17 protein-coding genes and 3 pseudogenes are annotated in these 19,616 nt (G+C 65.6%); 3 read left to right on the plus strand and 17 right to left on the minus strand.

Annotation, left to right across the window (positions count from 1 at the left end):
* Positions 1–6: 6 nt before the first annotated feature.
* The 15 genes and pseudogenes from WBB07_RS02765 to WBB07_RS02835 form a co-directional block, all read right to left on the minus strand.
* Positions 7–217: pseudogene (locus WBB07_RS02765) on the minus strand (integrase core domain-containing protein); the annotation flags it as partial.
* An 89-nt stretch (positions 218–306) separates the two neighbouring features.
* The gene (locus WBB07_RS02770) at positions 307–927 is read right to left on the minus strand and encodes a TetR/AcrR family transcriptional regulator (protein ID WP_526304524.1); all 621 of its coding nucleotides are present in this window, start codon (positions 925–927) and stop codon (positions 307–309) included.
* A gap of 120 nt (positions 928–1,047) precedes the next feature.
* Positions 1,048–1,809 (minus strand): SDR family oxidoreductase, encoded by a 762-nt coding sequence (locus WBB07_RS02775; protein WP_526304526.1) that lies wholly within the window; start codon positions 1,807–1,809, stop codon positions 1,048–1,050.
* A complete protein-coding gene (locus tag WBB07_RS02780) occupies positions 1,806–3,050 on the minus strand; it encodes a cytochrome P450 (protein ID WP_526304528.1) in 1,245 nt (414 codons plus the stop codon). The genes WBB07_RS02775 and WBB07_RS02780 overlap by 4 nt, the downstream gene beginning before the upstream one ends.
* A gap of 110 nt (positions 3,051–3,160) precedes the next feature.
* A pseudogene (locus tag WBB07_RS02785) lies at positions 3,161–3,436 on the minus strand (ABC transporter substrate-binding protein); the annotation flags it as partial.
* 96 nt (positions 3,437–3,532) lie between these two features.
* Positions 3,533–4,216, minus strand: a complete 684-nt coding sequence (locus WBB07_RS02790) for a TetR/AcrR family transcriptional regulator (RefSeq protein ID WP_526304530.1) — start codon at positions 4,214–4,216, stop codon at positions 3,533–3,535.
* A gap of 65 nt (positions 4,217–4,281) precedes the next feature.
* Positions 4,282–5,148, minus strand: a complete 867-nt coding sequence (locus tag WBB07_RS02795; protein ID WP_526304532.1) for an alpha/beta hydrolase — start codon at positions 5,146–5,148, stop codon at positions 4,282–4,284.
* A gap of 20 nt (positions 5,149–5,168) precedes the next feature.
* Complete coding sequence (locus WBB07_RS02800; RefSeq protein ID WP_526304534.1) at positions 5,169–5,372, minus strand: hypothetical protein; 204 nt, start codon at positions 5,370–5,372, stop codon at positions 5,169–5,171.
* Between the two features lie 82 nt (positions 5,373–5,454).
* Entirely contained in the window at positions 5,455–6,819 is a 1,365-nt protein-coding gene (locus WBB07_RS02805; RefSeq protein ID WP_526304536.1) for an aldehyde dehydrogenase family protein, read from the minus strand.
* On the minus strand, positions 6,816–8,438 hold the full coding sequence (locus WBB07_RS02810; RefSeq protein ID WP_526304538.1) for a GMC family oxidoreductase: 1,623 nt from the start codon (positions 8,436–8,438) through the stop codon (positions 6,816–6,818). The genes WBB07_RS02805 and WBB07_RS02810 overlap by 4 nt, the downstream gene beginning before the upstream one ends.
* A gap of 156 nt (positions 8,439–8,594) precedes the next feature.
* Positions 8,595–10,274, minus strand: coding sequence for an AMP-binding protein (locus WBB07_RS02815; RefSeq protein ID WP_526304540.1), 1,680 nt, complete (start codon positions 10,272–10,274; stop codon positions 8,595–8,597).
* Positions 10,275–10,421: 147 nt separating this feature from the next.
* A complete protein-coding gene (locus tag WBB07_RS02820; protein WP_526304542.1) occupies positions 10,422–11,486 on the minus strand; it encodes an NAD(P)H-dependent amine dehydrogenase family protein in 1,065 nt (354 codons plus the stop codon).
* A gap of 47 nt (positions 11,487–11,533) precedes the next feature.
* Positions 11,534–12,757 (minus strand): cytochrome P450, encoded by a 1,224-nt coding sequence (locus tag WBB07_RS02825; RefSeq protein ID WP_526304544.1) that lies wholly within the window; start codon positions 12,755–12,757, stop codon positions 11,534–11,536.
* An 11-nt stretch (positions 12,758–12,768) separates the two neighbouring features.
* The gene (locus WBB07_RS02830; RefSeq protein ID WP_526304546.1) at positions 12,769–13,293 is read right to left on the minus strand and encodes a nuclear transport factor 2 family protein; all 525 of its coding nucleotides are present in this window, start codon (positions 13,291–13,293) and stop codon (positions 12,769–12,771) included.
* A gap of 38 nt (positions 13,294–13,331) precedes the next feature.
* The gene (locus WBB07_RS02835; RefSeq protein WP_526304547.1) at positions 13,332–14,384 is read right to left on the minus strand and encodes an NAD(P)H-dependent amine dehydrogenase family protein; all 1,053 of its coding nucleotides are present in this window, start codon (positions 14,382–14,384) and stop codon (positions 13,332–13,334) included.
* 316 nt (positions 14,385–14,700) lie between these two features.
* Between WBB07_RS02835 and WBB07_RS02840 the strand changes: the two are divergent.
* The 3 genes and pseudogenes from WBB07_RS02840 (at position 14,701) to WBB07_RS02850 (ending at position 16,915) form a co-directional block, all read left to right on the plus strand.
* Positions 14,701–15,848 (plus strand): annotated as a pseudogene (locus WBB07_RS02840) (IS3 family transposase).
* A gap of 112 nt (positions 15,849–15,960) precedes the next feature.
* Positions 15,961–16,362 carry a type II toxin-antitoxin system VapC family toxin gene (locus tag WBB07_RS02845; protein ID WP_526304549.1) on the plus strand — a complete coding sequence of 134 codons (402 nt, stop codon included), beginning with the start codon at positions 15,961–15,963 and terminating at the stop codon, positions 16,360–16,362.
* Positions 16,363–16,621: 259 nt separating this feature from the next.
* Positions 16,622–16,915 carry a hypothetical protein gene (locus tag WBB07_RS02850; protein ID WP_526304551.1) on the plus strand — a complete coding sequence of 98 codons (294 nt, stop codon included), beginning with the start codon at positions 16,622–16,624 and terminating at the stop codon, positions 16,913–16,915.
* 396 nt (positions 16,916–17,311) lie between these two features.
* On the opposite strand, the gene istB is transcribed toward WBB07_RS02850, so the two are convergent.
* Positions 17,312–18,124, minus strand: a complete 813-nt coding sequence (gene istB / locus WBB07_RS02855; RefSeq protein ID WP_526304553.1) for an IS21-like element ISMyma9 family helper ATPase IstB — start codon at positions 18,122–18,124, stop codon at positions 17,312–17,314.
* Entirely contained in the window at positions 18,124–19,341 is a 1,218-nt protein-coding gene (gene istA, locus WBB07_RS02860; RefSeq protein ID WP_526304559.1) for an IS21 family transposase, read from the minus strand. Before istA ends, istB begins: the two co-directional genes overlap by 1 nt.
* Positions 19,342–19,616 lie beyond the last annotated feature (275 nt).

Genomic DNA, 19,616 nt, shown 5'->3' on the forward strand with positions numbered 1-19,616 from the left:
CGAGAGCAGCAGTTCGTCGCGAAGTCGACCGTTGAACGATTCGATCCAGGCGTTCTGCCATGGCGAGCCCGTATCACTGAAAAGTGAACCGGCACTGTTGAATCGGCACCAATCGGCGACTGCGTTCGCGACGAACTCAGGCCCGTTGTCGAAACGCACATAGTGCGGCGGCCCCGTGCGTGAGGACCAGACGGTCCAGGACGTCAACAACGCCTTCAAGGCCGTGCCCCTTCGCTTGGCCACCACCTGACGCGCCGCGTCGACCAGGATCGCTGACGACGTGCTCGGCCTGCGAGCCGCTGGCGGTCAGGGGAGGAAGGCAGGAAGCACAAAGCGGCGGAGGACATCGCGCCGCTCTGCACCCCGAAGCGCATCCGGCGCGTCCGCTGCGAGCTCGAGCAGCATCATCCGCGCGATCCGGTTCAGCCATTCGACTGCTTCCCTCGAGTCGAGGTCGGCTCGGACCTCACCCCGCCGTCGAGCGTCCTCGATGAACGGGGTCAAGAGGTAGGCAACACTGGTCAGGACCTCCTCGGCGGCGGTGCCGGCCACCGTCATTCCGAGGTTGTCGGCGGTAAACATCGATTCGAACCACCTCGACTGGGTCACGGACTCGATGGCGCCGTCGACTGCTGCCAGGAGCCGGTCACCGAATCGTCCCTCGCCTTCGAGCTCCTGCCGGGCCTGGATCAACATCTCCCGTGACCCTCGGAGGATGACGCTGGCCAGCAGGTCGTTCTTCGACTGGAAGTACCGGTACACAGTCGTCCGATGCACGCCTGCGACCTTTGCGACGTCTTCGACGGTGGTTCGCGTGACCCCCCGTCGGAGGTAGGAGGCCTCAGCCGCGTCGATGAGGCGGTTCCGGACGTCGGTGTCGTCGTCGCTCGGGTTCGGACGGGGATCGGCGGGGCGAGCTGGGGTCACATCCGGATCTTCTCAGGCGCAGCCCGGTCGACGGAACCTGGGGGCGTCGGTCCCGACCATCTCAGCTAGACGACGATCCACGGGACCGAACGGGTGGTCCCCGCCGGCGACCCGCATGGATCAGGTAGGAGAGGGGACGCCGCTTGCCACCGGTGCGAGGCGGACGTCGGAGACGACGAGCCCGGGATTGGCCAACGCAGACCAGATGAGGTCCGCCATCTGCCGCCCGACGTCGTCGGTCGACATCAGGTCGCCGCGGATCCCTTGGCTCAACCAGGCCTCGAGTGCCGCATCGAACAGTGCGCTGTCGAAACCGGCACAGAAACCCGTCGGGGAGGTCGCGCCCATGACCACGCGCTGGAAGCGCAGCGTCGGCTTCTCCAGTCGCCAGGCCTCGATGGAGACGTCGAGGGCGGCCTTCGACGCCGCGTAGAACCCGAGTCCCCAACGGACCTCTGACGCGGATTCGGAGGAGATGAACGAGACGATCCCGGTCGGGGCGAGATGCTCTGTCGCAGCGCCACATACGAGGGTCGGACCGATCACGTTGACCTCGAAGGCTTGGCGCCACATGTCAGGATCGGCGTCGGTCATCATGGAGAGGGTTCCCCAGCCGGCGGCGATGACGACCGCGTCGAGGCCTCCCATGGCGCCGGCCGCCACGTCGACCATCCGGCGGCAGTCGTCCGGACGGGCGAGGTCGGCGACGATGGCGTGTCCACGGCCATCGCCCTGCGCGCAGATCTCCTCGAGAGCGTCGGCGGAACGGGCCGACACGCAGACGTGGGCCCCTCGCTGCAAGGCGTGCTCGGCGAGCGATCGTCCGATCCCTGACGACGCGCCGACGATGAGCAGCCGGGGCTCGTTGGTGATGCTCGTCATCGAGCTGCCCCCAACGCGGGCGACGGGTCGAAGCTCACCCTGAGGGTTTCGGGGCCTCGGACCGAACAGCCGATGAAGCGGACGTCCTCCGTGAGGCGGACATTCGGCAGGCGCTCGAGCATGACGGTGAGCGCCGCGGCCATCTCGGCTCTGGCGAGGTGCGAACCGAGACAGAAGTGCTCACCGAAGCTGAAGGCCATCTGGCCCGCCGGGTTCCGGTCGTAGATGAACTCCTCCGGTCGGTCGAAGCGCTCCGGATCTCGGTTGGCGGCGCCGATGCCGAGCAAGGCGAACGATCCCGCAGGGATCGGGACGCCACCCACCTCGGTGTCCTTCACGGTGAGCCGGGCCTGCAGGATCACCGGCGATCCCCAGCGCAACGCCTCCTCGACGATTCCCGGGACCAACGACGGATCGGCCTTGATCGCCTCGACCACGCCAGGGGTGCCCAGCACCGCCGTCATCATCGCCCCGATCGCCATCCAGGTGGTGTCGACTCCGGCGGGGAACAGCAGCAGCATGAAGCTGAGGATCTCCTCATCGGTGAGAGGCCTCCCTTCGATGGAGCCGTGGACGAGTTGGCTCAAGATGTCGGTGGTGGGTGTGGTCCGCCGCTCATCCAGCAGCGGAAAGACGTAGTTGCGGAACTCTTGCGCCACCTCTCGTTGCCGGGCGCGGGTCTCCTCTGGGGTGCCGCCCTCGCCGAGGATGAGCGCGCGGGCCCAACCGGCGATCTTGTGCCAATCGTCGACCGGAAGGCCGAGGAGGTCGCCGATGATGGCGAGCGGATACCGCTCGCAGAACTGCTCCATCAGCTCGGCCTCGCCGTCCTCACAGAAGGTGTCGACGACGGCGTGCGCCTGGGGTACGAGCAGCTCCTCCATGTAGGCCCGGGTCCGTCGCTTGGTGAACGTGGGCGACACGACCTTGCGGTGGAGTTCGTGCTCCTTGCCCTCGTAGCCGAGGAAGGTCGGGCCGAGATGCGGGAACGTCAGCAGCTCCTGGGTCGCTCGAGGTGAGTACGTCGCAGTGTCGACGAACCCGTTCCGGACGTCCTCGAACCGGGTGATCAAGTAACACGGCAATCCATCGGCGAACCAGCCCTGCTCCACTCCTCCACGCTCTCGCACGCCACGGAGCAGGTCGTACAGGTTCGGGACATAGACCCCGTTCGGCGGCAGGGCGCCGAGCGGCACCCCTTCGAGGTCAGGGTGGACCGATATAGGGCTGGCGGTGGTCATCTCCGGTCTCCTCGCTACATGCAACAGAATATGTAGAGTGTAGCGCAGTGACCGATGGGCGGCCAGCGTTTCGGCGGCGGGGCGCCAGAGTTGATCGCCTGGAGGTATTAGCCGCCGAACACCGCGCCCTGCGGCACGAACACCTACCAGCTCGGCAGCTTTTTTGGCTTGGGCGGCGTTGAGGTATCCCAGTCGATGGCGACGGGAGTCTGGCCGGACTCGATGGTCGCCGGCGTCGGGTCGACCGGCAGGGTCACATCACCGTTGAGCGCGACCTTGCCCTTGTACGCGAGGTTCAGCAGATCGTCGACGGCGCTCATATCGGGAACCTTGGCTGAGCCGTAGCTGATCGACATGTAGCCGCCGTAGTCGTTGACCCGCGTCCCGCACTGCGTCCTTCATGGCCGCCGGGATGCTGCTGTGGCTGGCCGCGGTCGGCGAGGTCGCTTGTCCGGCCCCCGTTGCCCGCTCGTCGCTCTGTGCTACTTCGCGGTTCCCGCTCTCCCACTCCGACGAGGGCGCTTCGCGGTCTCAGCCGAGCCCGCAAGACCGGCGGCGATGAAGCTGATGAGGTTTTCGACAAAAGCCGGATCGATACCGTCGGCTCCGATCGGCCCCGACCCGCCGAAGTGATCCGAGCTGGACATCGCGCTGACCATAGCGAGCATGGCGATTCGGCATCGGTCGAGAGTTGCCGGGGTCGGGGGCATGAATCGGAAAACCGTGGCCACGTAGAGCGAGGCCAGGTTCGGCTCTCGGTTCATCTCGGCGACGTAGATAGGGTTGTTCGCGAGAGCGAGCCGGGCGAATATCGACATCCACGCTCGGCCTGCCGTCGGACTCTCGTTGATCAGCGTCAAAAACGGCTGGAGCACCGCCTCGACGAGCTGCCGCGCGTCGACCTCCCCGGGCTCTTCGAGGACCTCGGTCAGGCGTCGCCGCGCATCATCTCCCACGCCCGTCGCTCGTCGCTGGAAGACCGCAGCGAGCAGGTCGGTCTTCGTGGCGAAGTGGTAGGTCACGGCAGCAGGAGCGACGCCCGCCCGCCGGGCGACGGATCGAAGGGACAACCCGTCCCATGACTCCTCGCCGAACATCGCCTCAGCCGTGTCGAGTAGCAGCGATGGGACGTCGACATCTACGCGCGGGCCACGCTTCTTGTCCACGTCAGCACTCTACGGGTTCTGCGGCGACCAGCGATCAGCGATCAGCCTTCGGGGCATGGCCCGCCTCACCGCTCGGACCGGCCGATCGCGATGGTCGCGACGAAGCCGTGGACCTGGGCCATCGACCGGGCCCCTTCCGGCGTGGGCAGGGCAATGAAGCCGTGGATGCCCCCCTCGACCTCGACGTAGGTGGTGTCGACGTCGGCAGCCCGCAACCGACTCACGGCTGCCCGTGCGTCGTCGAGGAGCGAGTCGGACGTGCCCACCACCACCATGGTCGACGGGAAGCCTTCGAAGCTCCCGCGCAGCGGCGAGAGCTGCGGGTCGTCCAGAGGGACGTCCCCGGCGTAGTGGTGAGCGTTTGCGGTGAGTCCGCTGCGCGAGAGGACGTCTCGTCCGGCGTTGACCTCGAAGCTGCGGCTGGTCTGCGTCAGGTCCGCCCACGGGAAGATGGCAACGAGCGCCTGCGGCATCGGGAGCCCCCGGCGGCGGGCCAGCTGGAGGGTGCTCATGGCGAGGCCGCCGCCTGCCGACTCTCCCATGACGACGAGGGGCCGGTCACGCAGCGCGGCATAGACCGCGATGGTGTCCTCCAACGCGGCCGGAAACGGCGCCTCAGGCGCCAGCCGATAGTCGACGCTGATCACCTCGAGGCCCGCGTCGACACACAACCGAGCGTGGGCCCTAGCGGCACGCGAGCTCCCTGAGACGTAGGCGCCGCCGTGGATGTGGAGGACGACGGCCGTCGGCGAGGAACCGGAGGGAGCAAGGCGGCGGACGGGTACGCCGGCGATCATGTCAACGCGCTCGTCCACACCAGCGGGGAGCCGAACCAACTTCTCGAGCAGGCCGGTCACCCGGCGGACGAAGGACAATTTCGGCTTCCGCGCGAGCCCCGAGGAGAGGATCAGCGCCCGTTGGATCGTTCGCATCCGCCAGCTAGGTCGTGACATCACTGCGCCCGCCCTGCGCCCCACGTCGGGGCCTCGACGACTCGTTCGCGGGGCCCCTGACGGTCCAGGCTGGCGTCGCGATCGCGACGCCTAGAAACGAGGCAGATCGGCAACACCATCGCGTAGGCGACGACCACGTTCGGCGCGCCGGCCGGCCGTGGACGCTGAGGGAAGGAAGGTTCGATCTCGGTCCGGGTCCTCATCGGCCCTCCACACTAGGTTTACGCATATGCCTAAATAATCCCTCAGCAGCATCCTCGTCGCGTCGACACCCAAAAGGTTGCGTCAACCGCGACGAAGGCGCGCCGCCTTCTTCGCCGTCATCGGGGGACGAGTCAGCTCGACCAGATCCAGCAGTCGGCCCTTGGTGAGAACGGCGCGCCCATGACTGAACGTCTCCATGGAGTGCTCGCCGTGATAGGCGCCCATGCCGCTGGCTCCTACGCCGCCGAACGGCAGGTTGGGGATGCTCAGATGGAGCAGCGTGGCGCCGAACACGAGACCGCCGGACGAGGTACGGTCGCGCAAGTCGCGCTTGACCTTGCGCCGGCTGGTGAACGCGTACATGGCCAGCGGCTTGGGGCGCTCGCGGATGACATCGATGGCGTCGCGGTGACTCGATACCGACACGATCGGGAGGATCGGACCGAAGATCTCGTCCTGCATGACCGGGCTGTCCAGCTCGACATCGACGAGCACCGTCGGGGCCACGAATCTGTCGGCGGGCCGGGCCGTCCCGCCGCACACAGCACGTCCCGAGGACAGCAGGGCGGTGAGTCGCTCGACGTGTCGCTGGTTGACGATGCGTCCATAGTCCGGGGATTGCGCCGGGTCGTCTCCGTAGCGTCGCGTCACCTCCGAGGCGACGGCCTCAGCCAGCGGCTCGACCAGCTCAGGCGTGGTGAGCACGTAGTCCGGAGCGACGCAGGCCTGTCCACAGTTCGCGAACTTGCCCCACGCGAGCCACTTGGCGGCCTCTCGGAGCGGGAACGAGTCGTCGACCCAGACCGGCGACTTGCCGCCGAGCTCGAGGGTGACGGGGGTCAAGCGCTCCGCGGCTGCCTTCATCACGATGCGGCCGACCTCACCGTTGCCGGTGTAGAAGATGTGGTCGAAAGGCTGAGCGAGGAGAAGGGTCGTCTCCTCCACGCCACCCTCGACGACCTGCACTGCGTCGACGTCGAGGTACTTGGGCACGATGCGAGCGAGGAGAGCAGCGGTCGTTGGCGCGAGCTCGCTCGGCTTCAAGACCACGCTGTTGCCGGCCGCGATGGCTCCGACCAGCGGGACGAGCAGCAGGCAGACGGGATAGTTCCACGGGCTGATGATCAGCACCGTCCCGAGCGGCTCGCGGTGGATGCTTGCCTGCGCCGGGGCGAGAGGCAGGATGGTCCGGACGCGGCGATCCCGCGTCCAGGACCTCAGCCGCCTCAAAGCCAACCGGGCCTCGGTCTTGGTCGTCCCGATGTCGGACATGTGGACGTCGATGTGGCTGCGTCCCAGGTCCGCGGCGACCGCCTCCTCGATGGCCGTCCCCTGCTCGTCGAGCATGCGGACCAGTGCCTGCAGCTGGTATCGGCGCCATGCGAGCGGCTTGGTCATTCCGCGCTCGAACGCCTCACGAGCACGAACGACCTGCGCCGGGATCACGCGGCACTCCTCGACGCCGAAGCCACGAGGAGCTCGGCCGCCTTCTCGCCGATCATCACCGACGGAGCGTTGGTGTTGCCGCCAGTGATGGTGGGCATCACGGACGCGTCGGCCACCCGCAGGCCCTCGACGCCTCTGACCCGTAGCTCCGGGTCGACCACGCACCGCTCGTCGACCCCCATGCGGCACGTCCCGACGCCATGGAACACCGTCGTCGCACGCAGTCGCATCTCGTCGCGCAGCGCATCGCCCGTCAACGTGCGGCCCGGGTGGAGCTCGGGTCGGACCAGGCGCCTCATCCCCGGGGACGCCATGACCTCCCTGACCCGCTCGATCCCCTGCGCCAACACCTCGGCGTCGTCGGGATGCTGAAGGTAGTTGAAGTCGATCAGCGGGCTCTGGCGGGGATCGGTACAGGCCAGGCGCAGCGAACCGCGACTCTTCGGATAGATCAGCGTCGAGTGGACGGTGATGCTCGGTACCGGGTCGCGATACACGTCGAACGAGTCGGAGTTAGGGGAAGGATATGACCACGGGAGCACATGGAGCTGGATGTCCGGGAGGCTCGTGGCCAGCGAGGACCGCACGAAGGCGACGGCCTCGAACATCGATGTCCGCAAGAACGTCTCCCGGCCCAACAGATCACGGACGACGGCGGCCGCGAAGAATCCCGGTATCCCTTTGCCGGGCACATCGGCATGCGCCGTCACCGGCACGAACATGTGGTCGTGGAGGTTCTGACCGACCGGGAGGTCGGCGACGGCTCGGATCCCGTGCTCGGCGAGATGCTGCTGGGGTCCGATCCCCGAGAGCATCAGGAGCTGCGGTGAACCGAACACGCCGGCCGACACGATGACCTCTCGCGAGGCCCGGACCTGGAGCCTGCGTCCACGCTTGTCGAAGGTCTCGACTCCCACGGCACGCCCGTTGCTGATGACGATCTTCGCCGCCTGCCGGCGCTTCAGGATCGTCAGCGTCGGCAGCTCACGTCCGCTCAGGTAGGCGTGCGACGAGCTCTGCCGCACGCCGTTCGCCACGTTCACCTGGAATCGACTGGCACCCTCCTGCTCGGCCCCGTTGTAGTCCGCGAGGACGGGAACGCCGAGCACCGAGCTGGTCTGCTCGATGAACTGCAGGGACGCCTCCGTCGGGGTGGTCGAGCGCGTCACGCCGACGGGCCCGCCGGCGCCGCGGTAGTCGTCCGGCCCGTCCTCGAAGTCCTCGATGCGCCGGAACAGGTCGTTGACCGTGTCGGCATCCCAACCCTTATTGCCCAGTGCCGCCCACTCGTCGTAGTTGGCGCGGTTGCCGCGGACCCAGAGCATTCCGTTGACCGAGGACGATCCGCCCATGATGCGACCGCGGTACTGAGGGATCATCCGGTCGAGCGCATGCACCTGCGGAGTGGTCTTGTAGCCCCAGTCCAAGGTCCTCTGGATCGAGGGCACCGTGTGCATCGGGGCGGTGAGTCCCGGGCGACGAACCAGGCGGCGCTGGTCGGATCCACCCGCCTCGATCAGCACGACGGTGTGCTGCTGCTCGGCGAGGCGGGACGCGATCACACACCCAGCGCTGCCTGCCCCGACGACGACGTACTCGGCCTCGATCGTGTCGGCCACTCTTCGCTCCATGTGATCTGCCTTTGTTGATGGCCCTCGCGCGGCGCGTGGGACGTTGTTCAGTGGCCGGGCTGGGCGTGATTGGGGACAACGGCCCCATGCCGCTGGCACCACACCCCGCCGTCGCGCATCGCGCACCTGCCCCGTGTCGTCGAGTCAGGCCCGACCAGGCGATGCCGCCTGGGCGACCTTTTCGCTCGCCCATCGATAGTCGGCCTTGCCCGAGGGGGAACGCTGGATCCGCGGGACGAACAGGACGGCTCGCGGCAGCTTGTAGCGCGCCAGATGCCGGTCGCATTCCTCCAGGAGGTCCTCAGGCGTCGCGTCGTCGCCCGCGTGCAGCTCGACCACTGCGACGGGCTCGCTCCCCCATCGCTGCGACGGTCGTCCGACCACGATGACGTCACGGACCGCTCGATGGGCCGCGACTGCGCGCTCAACCTCTTCGACAAAGATCTTCTCTCCGCCGGAGTTGATAGTGACGCTCTCCCGGCCGAGGAGCCGGATCCGGCCGTCTGGCAGGACGTCGGCACGGTCGCCGGGGACCGACCACCGCTCGCCCGCGACGATCGGGAAGGTCTGCTCGGTCTTCTCGCGGTCGCCGAGGTAGCCGAGGGGCACGTACTGGCGCCGCGCCAGCCACCCGCCACCCTCGCCAGGCGACAGGACGCGCGTCAGGCTGCCATCGAGGACGGCGGTGTCGCCCAGCGGCGTGAACGTGCCCGCGTCGGCCTCGGCGCCCTTGAACGACGCCGACGACATCTGGTTACCGGACTCGGACGCTCCGGCGTTGTCGAGGAGCACGATGTGCGGCAGCGCTTCGAGGATCCGGGTGCGGACACCGGGTGTCAGGGACGCGCTGCCGTTGACGATGACCACCAGGCCCGAGAGGTCATACGGCGTGCCTGCCCGGGTCGCGCGTTCAATTTCCTCCACCAGCGGCAGCGCGACGGCATCGCCCACGACTGGGATCACCTGCACGCCAAGGCGTTCGGCTGTTTTCAGCGTCTGGGCCGGGTTGAAGCTCCCGACATCGGCGGGCAGTACGACGCAGCCACCACCGGCGAAGACGGTGAACGACGACCACTGCGCGGCGCCGTGCATGTAGGGCAAAATGTTCAACAGAACCGGTGATTCCTTGCCCTCGGCAGCTCGTTGCGCGATCGCCTCGTAAGTCGGGAGCGGCTCGACAGCTCCCTGGGGCAGGCCGCCCATCGAGCTGACGAAGATGTCGTGCTGGCGCCACATGACGCCCTTCGGCATGCCGGTCGTCCCACCTGTGTAGATGAGGTAGAGGTCATCCGCGGCCGGTGTCGGCATGCCCTGCTGGGGCCTCGCGGTCTGCACGACCGCCTCGTAGTCCACCGCTCCTGGGAGCAACGCGTGTCCGCTCTCGTCCTGCACCTGGATCAGTTGTTGGAGCTCGGGCAGCAGGTGCCGCACGGCGGCGACCTGCGGCGCAAACTCGGCGTGATAGATCAGCGCCCGGGTGCCGGCGTCCTTCAGGAGGTAGGCGAGCTCGTCAGCTACGTATCGGTAGTTGACGTTGAATGGCGCGACCCGGGCCCGGTAGCTGGCGACCATCGACTCGACGTACTCGTTGCCGTTGCGCAAGTAGATGCCGAGGTGGTCCTGCCCGGACTCGTACCGCTCGAGTTCCTCCCTCTCGCGACGGCACCCGAGTCCTTGGCCTACCAGATAGTGCGCGAGTCCATCCATGCGTCGATCGAGCTCGCCATAGGTGAAGTGGCGGTCCCCCCAAATGATGGCGTCGCGCGCGGGAACGGTGGCGGCGACCGTTGCGAAGACGGTGGCGAGGTTGAACTGCGTCTGCATCTGGTGGAACCTCCGGCAGGGCCCGTGTGAGAGGAACAATTACCGCTCGTGAATGCGGCGCGGCGTCAGGATTGGCACGTGAAGCGGCGGCCGAGCGTGACGGACACGCGTGCCCGCCGTCGCCTGGCCGCTCGCGTCACCAGTTCTTCAGCCCTGCAACAGCTTCGAGTGCGCGCGACCAGCGACCATGGGTAGATCCACAGACGTGCGGATGCCCGGTTCTGCTGCGCAGACGTAGGGGATCGCGTTGACCACGTGCGCCGCCGTGGCAAAGATTCCCGGGTTCCGCGTCATCGCCTGTTCCATGTTCACCGGGTGCCATGAGGTGATCGCAAGAACGGTGTCGGGAAGGCCCCGCACCTCGATGTCGAACCGTTCGCCCAGCTCCCCGAAGTTCCAGTCAGGGTCCATGTGCTCCTCGCCCATGAGCCACGTGACGCCGACCCGGGCAGCGTGATGATCCCCGACATAGGCATCCCAGTAGAACTTCTCGCCGGCCACAAGACCGGGTGCGATGATGCCGATCGGAGTGTCGATCTCCTGGGTTGCGACAGCCACATCCAGCGTCCGCTCGATCCGCAGCGACTCACGAGACAGGCCCAACGTGTCCGTGATCATCATCAACGACTGTCGGTAGCCGGCATCCATAAGGTCCATCATGGGGCCGTTTTTCGCCACTTCAGGAGTAGCACCGAAGAGCATGATGTCGCGAACAACATCGACGGAGGCATAGCCGCGAATGTCCGAGATCTCCTCACCGCGGACGAACGTGACTCCCGATGTCATCGCGGACAAGATGAGAGGAAGCACCTCGGTGATGGCGCCCGGGTCCATACCGGTTCCGTGCAGACTCACCCCGGATTCGATACAGATCGGCTCCATGATGTCCGTCTCGGTCTGGTCGGGGTAGAACCAACCGAGAGGTGTCACGACGTTCTTGCCGGACCTCAGGAGAGCGATCACTTCCTTACGCCGCGGGACCAGCGGCGAGTACATGACTGCATCCGCCTCCATCGCGACGATCTCGTCGACTGAATTCGTGGCAAGAACGCCGATCGGCTCGCGTCCAATCAGCTCACCGACATCTTTGCCGACCTTGGCCTCGGAGTGGACGTAGCAACCGACGAGTTCCAGGTCGGGGTGCTCGATGATGCATTCGAGCGAGGCGCTTCCGATTGATCCGGTTGCCCACTGGATGACCTTCAAAGTCATGGGGGTTCGAGTCTCCTTAAAGTTTGCTGGGATGGGGTTGAACAAGGTCAGTAACGGACGTTCCAGTGCTTGATCCCGTTGACCCACGGAGCTTTGACCCGCAGCGGCTCAGACACCTGCGTCAGGTCGGGCAGCACATCGGCGATGGCGTTGAACATGATCTCGATCTCGAGGCGAGCGAGCGACGCACCAACGCAGAAGTGAGCGCCTGTTCCGCCGAAGCCCAAGTGCGGATTCGGGCTTCTGGTGACATCGAACGCAAACGGATCGACGAAGACGTCCTCGTCGAAGTTCGCCGAGCTGTAGAACAAGCCCAGCCTCTGCCCTGCCTTGATCTCCGTCCCATTGAGGACGGTGTCCCTGGTGGCGGTCCGCTGAAACGCACTGACGGGGGTGCCCCAACGCACGATCTCGTCGGCGGCCGTCGTCGGCCTGGTCTTCTTGAAGAGCTCCCACTGCTGTGGGTGGTCGACGAACGCCTTCATCCCGTGGGTGATCGCGTTGCGGGTCGTCTCGTTCCCCGCGATAACCAGGAGCATGACGAAGAAGGCGAACTCGTCGGACTCCAACCCCTTCCCCTCGACATCGGCCGTCACGAGTTGCGTGACGATGTCCGTCAGCGGTGCATTGCGCCGGTCCTCGGCCATCTGCCAGGCGTATGCGACCAGCTCCGCTGAGGCAGCCCTCGGGTCGGCGCCGTACTCCTCATCGTCCCAGATCAAGCACTGGTTGGACCACTCAAAGAGCTTGAAGCGATCCTCTTGCGGCACACCGAGGAGCTCTGCGATCGCCTGCAGAGGCAACTCGCGGGCCACCTGCTCGACGAAGTCTCCCTCGCCTGCAGCCTTCGCCTCCTCCACGATCGCATGTGCTCGGGCCGTCAGGGCGCTGCGCAAGGCGTTGATCGACTTCGGGGTGAATCCGCGGGAGATGATGCGGCGGTGAGCCGGGTGCTTGGGCGCATCCATGTTGACCAGCATGGGCCGCGTCGAGTCGATGTCGTCTTGAGTCGATCCCTCGGGGTACCGGATGATGGCGGTCTTCAATGCCGATGAGAAGAGCCCGGAGTCGCGTGAGATGGCACGCACGTCGGCGTGCTTCGACACCACCCAGTAGCCACCGTCGTCAAAGCCGCTCGCGGCGTCGGGTTGTTCGCACCACCAGACGGGGGCGGATCGGCGCAACTGGGCGAACTCCTCCGTGGGGACGCGTTGGCCCCACAGCTCCGGATCCGTGAAGTCGATGTTGAAGTCGATCTCGTGTGTCGTCATGTGATCGGCCCTCAACCCCGGAGCTTGCTCGGCGCCGCCAGGTGCGCCCAGGCGGCCGGCAGGTGAGCCGACATGTCCGGGCGCTTCGGAGGCACGTTGGCGTCGGAAGGCGGAGTCCACTCGCCCTGTTTGACGATCAGACCGAGGTGGCCCATGTTGAGGAGCTGCAGCTCATAGGCGAACAGGCCATCACCGGCGTAGTAGAGGATGGACAGGCCCGGCGTGAGGATCTCCTCACCCTGGTCGTTGGTCCCGAAGATCTGGTCCCACTGGCTGACGACCCGGTTCCCCTCGAACATCGTCCAGTTCTCGCGACTCCACATGCCGCCCTGCGTCAGACCCTTCATGGAGTCGACGATGTACTGGCGGATGGCCTCGCGACCTTCGAATCGGCCCCACGCAGGGTCGATCGTCACGCCATCCTCCGTGTAGAAGTCGGCGAGCGTTCTCCACTCACGCGTGAGAGCCTCGGCCTCGTCACGCGCCGCCACGAAGGCGGCGTAGGCCTCTCGTGCTTCGTCCTCGATGCTATCCATTTGAAGTCCTCTCGATCTGGTGTTCTTCGCGGCGCGGATCAATCAACTGCTAGGCCCCGGGCAGTGATCAGCGGCAGCTCGTAAACCTTGCGAATGCCTGCCGGGGCCGCGCAGACAAGGGGAATCGCATTCACCCCAGCGGAGGCGACAACCACCATTCCGCGGTCCATCGAATGCTTCGGGCGACATACTCCGTCGACCTTGGGCTTCGGGAAGGACAGGGTGGCTTGCACCGACGGCTCGCCTTCGACCTCCATCAGGTAGCCACCCAGGGGGAAGGAAGGCGTGACGTTGGTTCCCATGCTGTAAGCGATGCGCTGGCGGACGACGCTGCGACCGTTGCGCATGCCGTGATACGTCGATCGCTGGCCGGCTACCGTCCCCTTGGGGATCGACATGAAGGAGAGCTCGATGTCCTCGTTCGCGATCGCGAACTCAGTCTCGAAGCGAACCTCGTCGATCTCGATGCCGAGTGCCTCGGCTGTCATCTCCATGGCCTCACGGACCTCGGTCGTCTCGAACTCCTGGGCGCCAGAGTCATGGTGGACGGACCCGAGGGGTTGACCCCACCCCAAGGCCTCCCAAGTGTCCTTGGACGCGTACCGCGTGACGTCGACACCCTCGCTGATGTCGACCGAGTAGACGCGGTCGCACATTCCTGCGGCGAGAATGGCCACGGCGTTCGTCGTGCCTGGGTTGAGGCCGGTCCCGTAGATGGAACTGTTTCCGGCCTTACAAGCCTGCTCCAGGCGATTCGTCGAGTCCTCGCCGATGTAGGCGCCTGTGATGAAGCGCGCGGTACCCACGACGTTGATACCGGCCTCAAGGAAGCGGCAGATCAGATCCAAGTCCCTCACGATGGGGCTGTAGTGGATGCAATCGGGCTTCAAGGCGATGAGGGCGTCCACATCGGAGGTGGCGAGTACTCCGGTGGGCGTGTCGAGCCCAGCCAGCTCCGCCGCGTCCTTCCCGACCTTGTGCTCACCGTGAGCGTGCACTCCGACGAGCTCGAGCTCGGGGTGCTCGACGATGTTGCGCACCGCCACCGCTCCGACGTTTCCCGTAGACCACTGGACGACTCTGAGAGCCATGACACTCCTTCTGCCGCGGCGGTTCACGGCCTGCGAACGCGCTGTGTGTGTGACCCTACGCACGAATTTAGGCACGTGTCTAGAAAATGGAGATATTTCTTCGACTGCCTAAACTCGTTACACGTCTGCTTGTCCTCGCTCCACGCCTCGGCAGAGGTGCTCGTACTGACCGGACCAACATGTGGGCATCCGAGCCTCTCGGCCCTCGCAAGACTGAATCGCCCTGGTGAGTCTGGAGATTTCATCTCTTGCGAAGGATGGAGTCATGGCAGGTTCGAGGAAGTAGCCGGCCGTGCTGTGGGAGCGTGCGGTACGGATGGTTGCCCAAGCGCGAGCAATATGCGTCGGAGTGGGCGGCGATCGAATCGGTGGCGATCAAGCTGGGTATCGGCACCCCGCAGACCTTGTTGAGCTGGGTACGTCGCGATCAGATCGATTCGGGCAGCCGTCCCGGCGTGAGCAGCGACATGGCTGAGGAACTCTGGCGGTTGCGGACTGAGAATCGAGAACTCAAGCGGGCCAACGATATTCTGAGATCAGCATCGACTTTCTTCGCGGCGGAGCTCGACTGCCGCAATCGGTGATCCGCGACTGCATCGACACCCATGAACAAGATTGCGCGGTCCACTTACTACGACGCCTGCGTTCGCCGTCGCAATCCATCTAAGCGCCAAGTCCGTGGTGAGAGCCTCAAGGTCGAGATCAGCGGGGTGCACCGCGAGAACTATGGGTCTACGGGGCGCGCAAGGTGTGGCTGCAATGCCGCCGAGAGGACATCGGGGTCGCCCGCTGCACCGTCGAGCCACTGATGGGCGAACTCGGCCTGCACGGCGCTCGACGCAGCAAGACCGAACGCGCCACGATCGTCGATCCGCAAGCGGTCCAGCCTGGTGACCTTGTCGGTCGGCGGTTCCGTCCGAACGCGCTAAATACGTTGTGGGTAGCGGACTTTACCTATGTGTCGATGTGGTCTGGGCGGGCGTATGTGGCGTTGGCGATAGACGCCTACGCCCGGCGGATCGTCGGCTGGCACACCGCGACCACCATGAGCACCCCCAAGTGGACCTCGACGCCATCGAACACGCGATCTGGACCCGCCAACGCGAGGGTGTCGAGGATCCGTCCGGGCTGATCCACCACAACGGCCGCGGCAGTACGCCTCCCTCAAGTTCGCCGACCGACTTCTTCGAGGCCGGCATTGACGTCTCGATCGGTGCCACCGGCAACTCTTACGACAACGCCCTGGTCGAGACCATCAACGGGCCCTACAAGACCGAACTGATCAAGCCATTCGGGCTGTGGCGCACCGTTGACCAGGTTGAAGTCGCCACCCTGGAATGGGTCGACTGGTTCAACCACCGCCGCCTCTACCAGTACTGCGGGGACATGCCACCAGCCGAGTGCGAAGCGTTCTACCACCGTCACCACCGGACTCAGCACAACGCTGAGTTCTCAACCCCGTAAGTCTCCGGACATGCCGGGGTGATTCATCATCGCTGAGCAGAGCCGGACCACAGCGATACTCCCAACCAGCACAAGGGAGCGGAACACCAGTGGTCCATGCGAAGGTACTGGTATGACAACGTTCGTCGTCGATGCACAGGTGGCCATCGACCTTGCCGCTGGCGGAGCGACGATCCCACCGGAGCACAGCCTGGCGGCTCCTACGCTGTTGCGCTCGCAGGCGCTCGCCCTTGTCTACGAATCGGTGCACCTGGGCGAGATCGATGAACGGACCGGTCGGAAGGTTCTCGACGATATCCGCGGGCTGAGGATCCGGCTTCTCGGCGACCGATCACTGCAGGACCACGCATGGCGAATAGCCGCCAAGCTGAACTGGCCGGACACTTACCAGGCCGAATACATCGCGCTGACCTTGCTGCAGGCGGACGCGCTGGCCACCGCGGACAGGAAACTCGCGGCCGCGGCGCGCGCATTCGTCGAAACCGTGTCCGCGGCCGACATCCTGCGGTCGTAGAACGACGGAGTACCGTGTCCGCAGGCGCGACATTGGCCGTCGTGGCCGCCTCGCGAGCCGGCTGAATAGACAATGGCCTGTGGAACTTTGGCCCTTCGGAATGGTCGAACCGGTCCCAGCCCAGAGAGTCCCAGAACGCGTCGGCATCCTCGCTATATGCGGCCAGGGCGGACATCGAAATGAGGAATCCGAACATGTGGTATGCGGCGTTGCCCTCCTCGGACTGGACCTTCAACAGCTGCCCCGAGCAGTCCCCGACATGAAGGAAGTCACCATGAAAGTACGTGTTGAACAGGTCCTCGGGACGCAGGTTGCCGAAGCTGACCGAATCATCTGGCCGTGGCCCTTGAGGCATCACCATGTCGCAGATGATCGTGGCGATCGTTCGGTTCCGGAGTACGCCTCGGGCCTTCCGCCGCTGGGCAACGACCTGAATCAGCGCCGGGTCAACCACCTTTGCCACCTTGATGATCAGATCCGACGCCGTTGTGAAAGCTGTGGGTTCCCCTTGATTGTTCAGCTGGCGGAACCTGGCAGCTGCCGCCACCAATAGTTCGTCATCGGGGAACTTTGGCGTGACAGTCCAGTTTCCATTGACGCACCGCTCGCCTACACCGAGATGCTTCCCGCCTTCACCAACGCGGCTTGCGACCTCCAGCCCAAGTCCTCATCGAAGAACTGGCGCCGATGCCGCGGGGCAGTCGGCGCCAGCGCGCCGTCGCCTCCCTGCCACTCCCCTGCACGCCGCCAGCAGCAAACCCCGAATACTCGGCACGACGCGTGACGGAGGGACATCGAGGTGTGCTGGCGCCTGCACTCACAGCTCGGCAGGATCCGCGCATGGTCCTACGTTGCAGCCCCGTTTGGGCGGAGACTACGGCGGAATCGAATATGGTGTCGGCTCCGGTTGAATCCTGAGCAGCCTGCTCCGGTCGAAAAGTGAGCAGGTTTACGGGGTTGAGTCTGCCTGACGATCGGCTTCCACGGAGGGCAGTGACTCGATCGCGGTGTGTTTGATGCGGTAACTGGCGCCTTTGAGGGCGATGACGTCGGCGTGATGAACGATGCGGTCGATCATCGCTGAGGCGATGGTGGCTTCCCCGAAGACCTGTCCCCAGCGGGAGAACGGCAGGTTGGAGGTCAAGATGATCGACGATTTCTCATATCGGGTGGAGACCAGTTGGAAGAACAGGTTGGCGGCTTCGGTGTCGAACGGGATGTAGCCGACCTCGTCGATGACGATCAACCCGTAACGGCTGATCTTGCGCAGTTCGGCGTCGAGGCGGTCGATGCGGTGCGCGTCGGCCAAGCGGGTGATCCAACCGGTGGCCGGGGCGAACGCGACCCGGTGCCCGGCATGGGCGGCCGCGATCGCCAGCGCGGTCCCCAGATGGGTTTTGCCGGTGCCGGGCGGGCCGAGCAGGACGATGTTGCGGGCTTCGGCCAGCCAGCCACCGGCTTCGAGTCGGGCGATCTGGGCGCGGTCGACGGCGGGTTGAGCGGTGAAATCGAAATCGGTGATCGTCTTGATCGCCGGAAACCCGGCGTACCGAATCCGTTGTCGAGCACCGGATTCCGCTCGGGCGTTGGACTCCACCGCCAACACCGCACCCAGGTAATCCTCCAACGACCAGTTCGCCGCCCTACCTTGTTCAGCGAGGCGGTGATAGTGCGCGGCGATCCGCGGGGCTTTGAGCAATCGGGATTGATGGGCGATCAGCTTGTCGGCCTCACCGGGTGCCGGGATGTGTTTGGTGGCCATCACGCGACCTCCCCGGTCCCAAACAGCGTGTCGTAGGCACTCAGGTCAGCGACTTCCACCTCGACGTCGAGGTGAGCCCCAGCGGCGGGGCGGGTACGGAACTGTTCACGCAGGACCGCCGCCGCGGCCACATGCTCGCGGTCAGAGAGCAGCCCCGCGGTGCCCCACAGCCGTGCATGATCAGCCACACAGCGATCCCCGCAGTGGGCCACGATGCGACCCAGGCTGGCCCGCACGGTGATCATCCGGCCGATCACCTCCGGATGCACGGAGTAGGCGTTGCCGCCGAGGCTGACGTAGTAGTCGCGGCCCAGCCGGGTGCTCACCGTCGTGCCGGTGACCGGAGCTACCGGCGGCAACACCGCCATCGCTGCACGGTCGACGACGAGTGCACCGGCGGGAACCATCCGGGTGATGGCGTGGGTGCGCCGGTTGGCATAGCTGGTCAGCCAGCTCAGCAGTTGGGCGTTGAAATCTGCCGGCGAGGCGAAGGTGCGCCCCGGCAGAAAGGAGGTGTCGAGATAGCCGTTGGCTCGCTCGACCACCCCTTTGGTTTCCGGGTCATAGGGTCGGGCCTGGATCAGCCGGGTGCCTAGCACACCACAGAACCCGGCCACCCCCTGAGCCAGGCGGCGGCGTTGCCCGATCCCGGACTCGTTGTCCCACAACAAGCTGCGAGGCACACTGCCGATCTGAGTGGCGATCAGCTGCCACATCCCGGCCAACAGGTCCCCGGTGACACGCGACGGAATCATCACCGCAGCCAGGAACCGCGAATACGCGGCCACCATCACCAACACCGGAAACGACCGCAGCACCCCCGCGTGATCAGGAACGAGCTGGCCGGGGAACCACAGATCGCACTGCACCTGCTCGCCGGGCAGATGGACCAGGCGGTCGCTGGGGTCGACCGGGGCGTACTCCGGGCGGATCCGAGCGACGTTCTCGGCGAACCAGGAATGCCCGCCAGACCACCGGACCCGCTCAGCGATCACCGTCGCCGGCATCAACGGGAACTCCGCCAGCAAGGCCGGCACCGCCGCCTCGACCTGCGCCCACGCCGAGCCCACCACCGGCGCCCGTTCATACCGTGGTGGTGCATCCGCCTTGAGGGCCTTGGCCACGGTATTGCGGGACAACTCCAGCCGTCGTGCGATCGCGGCCTGCGACAGCTTCTCCGACCGATACAGCCGGCGAATCTCCGCCCAATCCTCCACAGTGATCACTCTCCAATCGAAAGGTGAAGTGCTCACTTTTCGACCGGGTGGTTTCTAGGTGCGGTCGCAACACCTCTCGAGATTCTGGAGGTTATGTTGACATCATCGCGTCGTGTGAAGAAAGGCCCAGGTCGGCGTCCGCAGTCGGCTAAGCCTCGATCCGTGGACTGACCTGATGGATGTGGTTCTGAGGTGATGGCGCCGGTCGGTCGTTGTGCTGGCAGCGGGTAGCTGCTGGTCTGCCCAGCTTTTCCTGTGTGCTCCGGTAGGGCCTG

Source organism: Mycobacterium sp. (assembly GCF_049647605.1).
Classification (GTDB): domain Bacteria; phylum Actinomycetota; class Actinomycetes; order Mycobacteriales; family Mycobacteriaceae; genus Mycobacterium.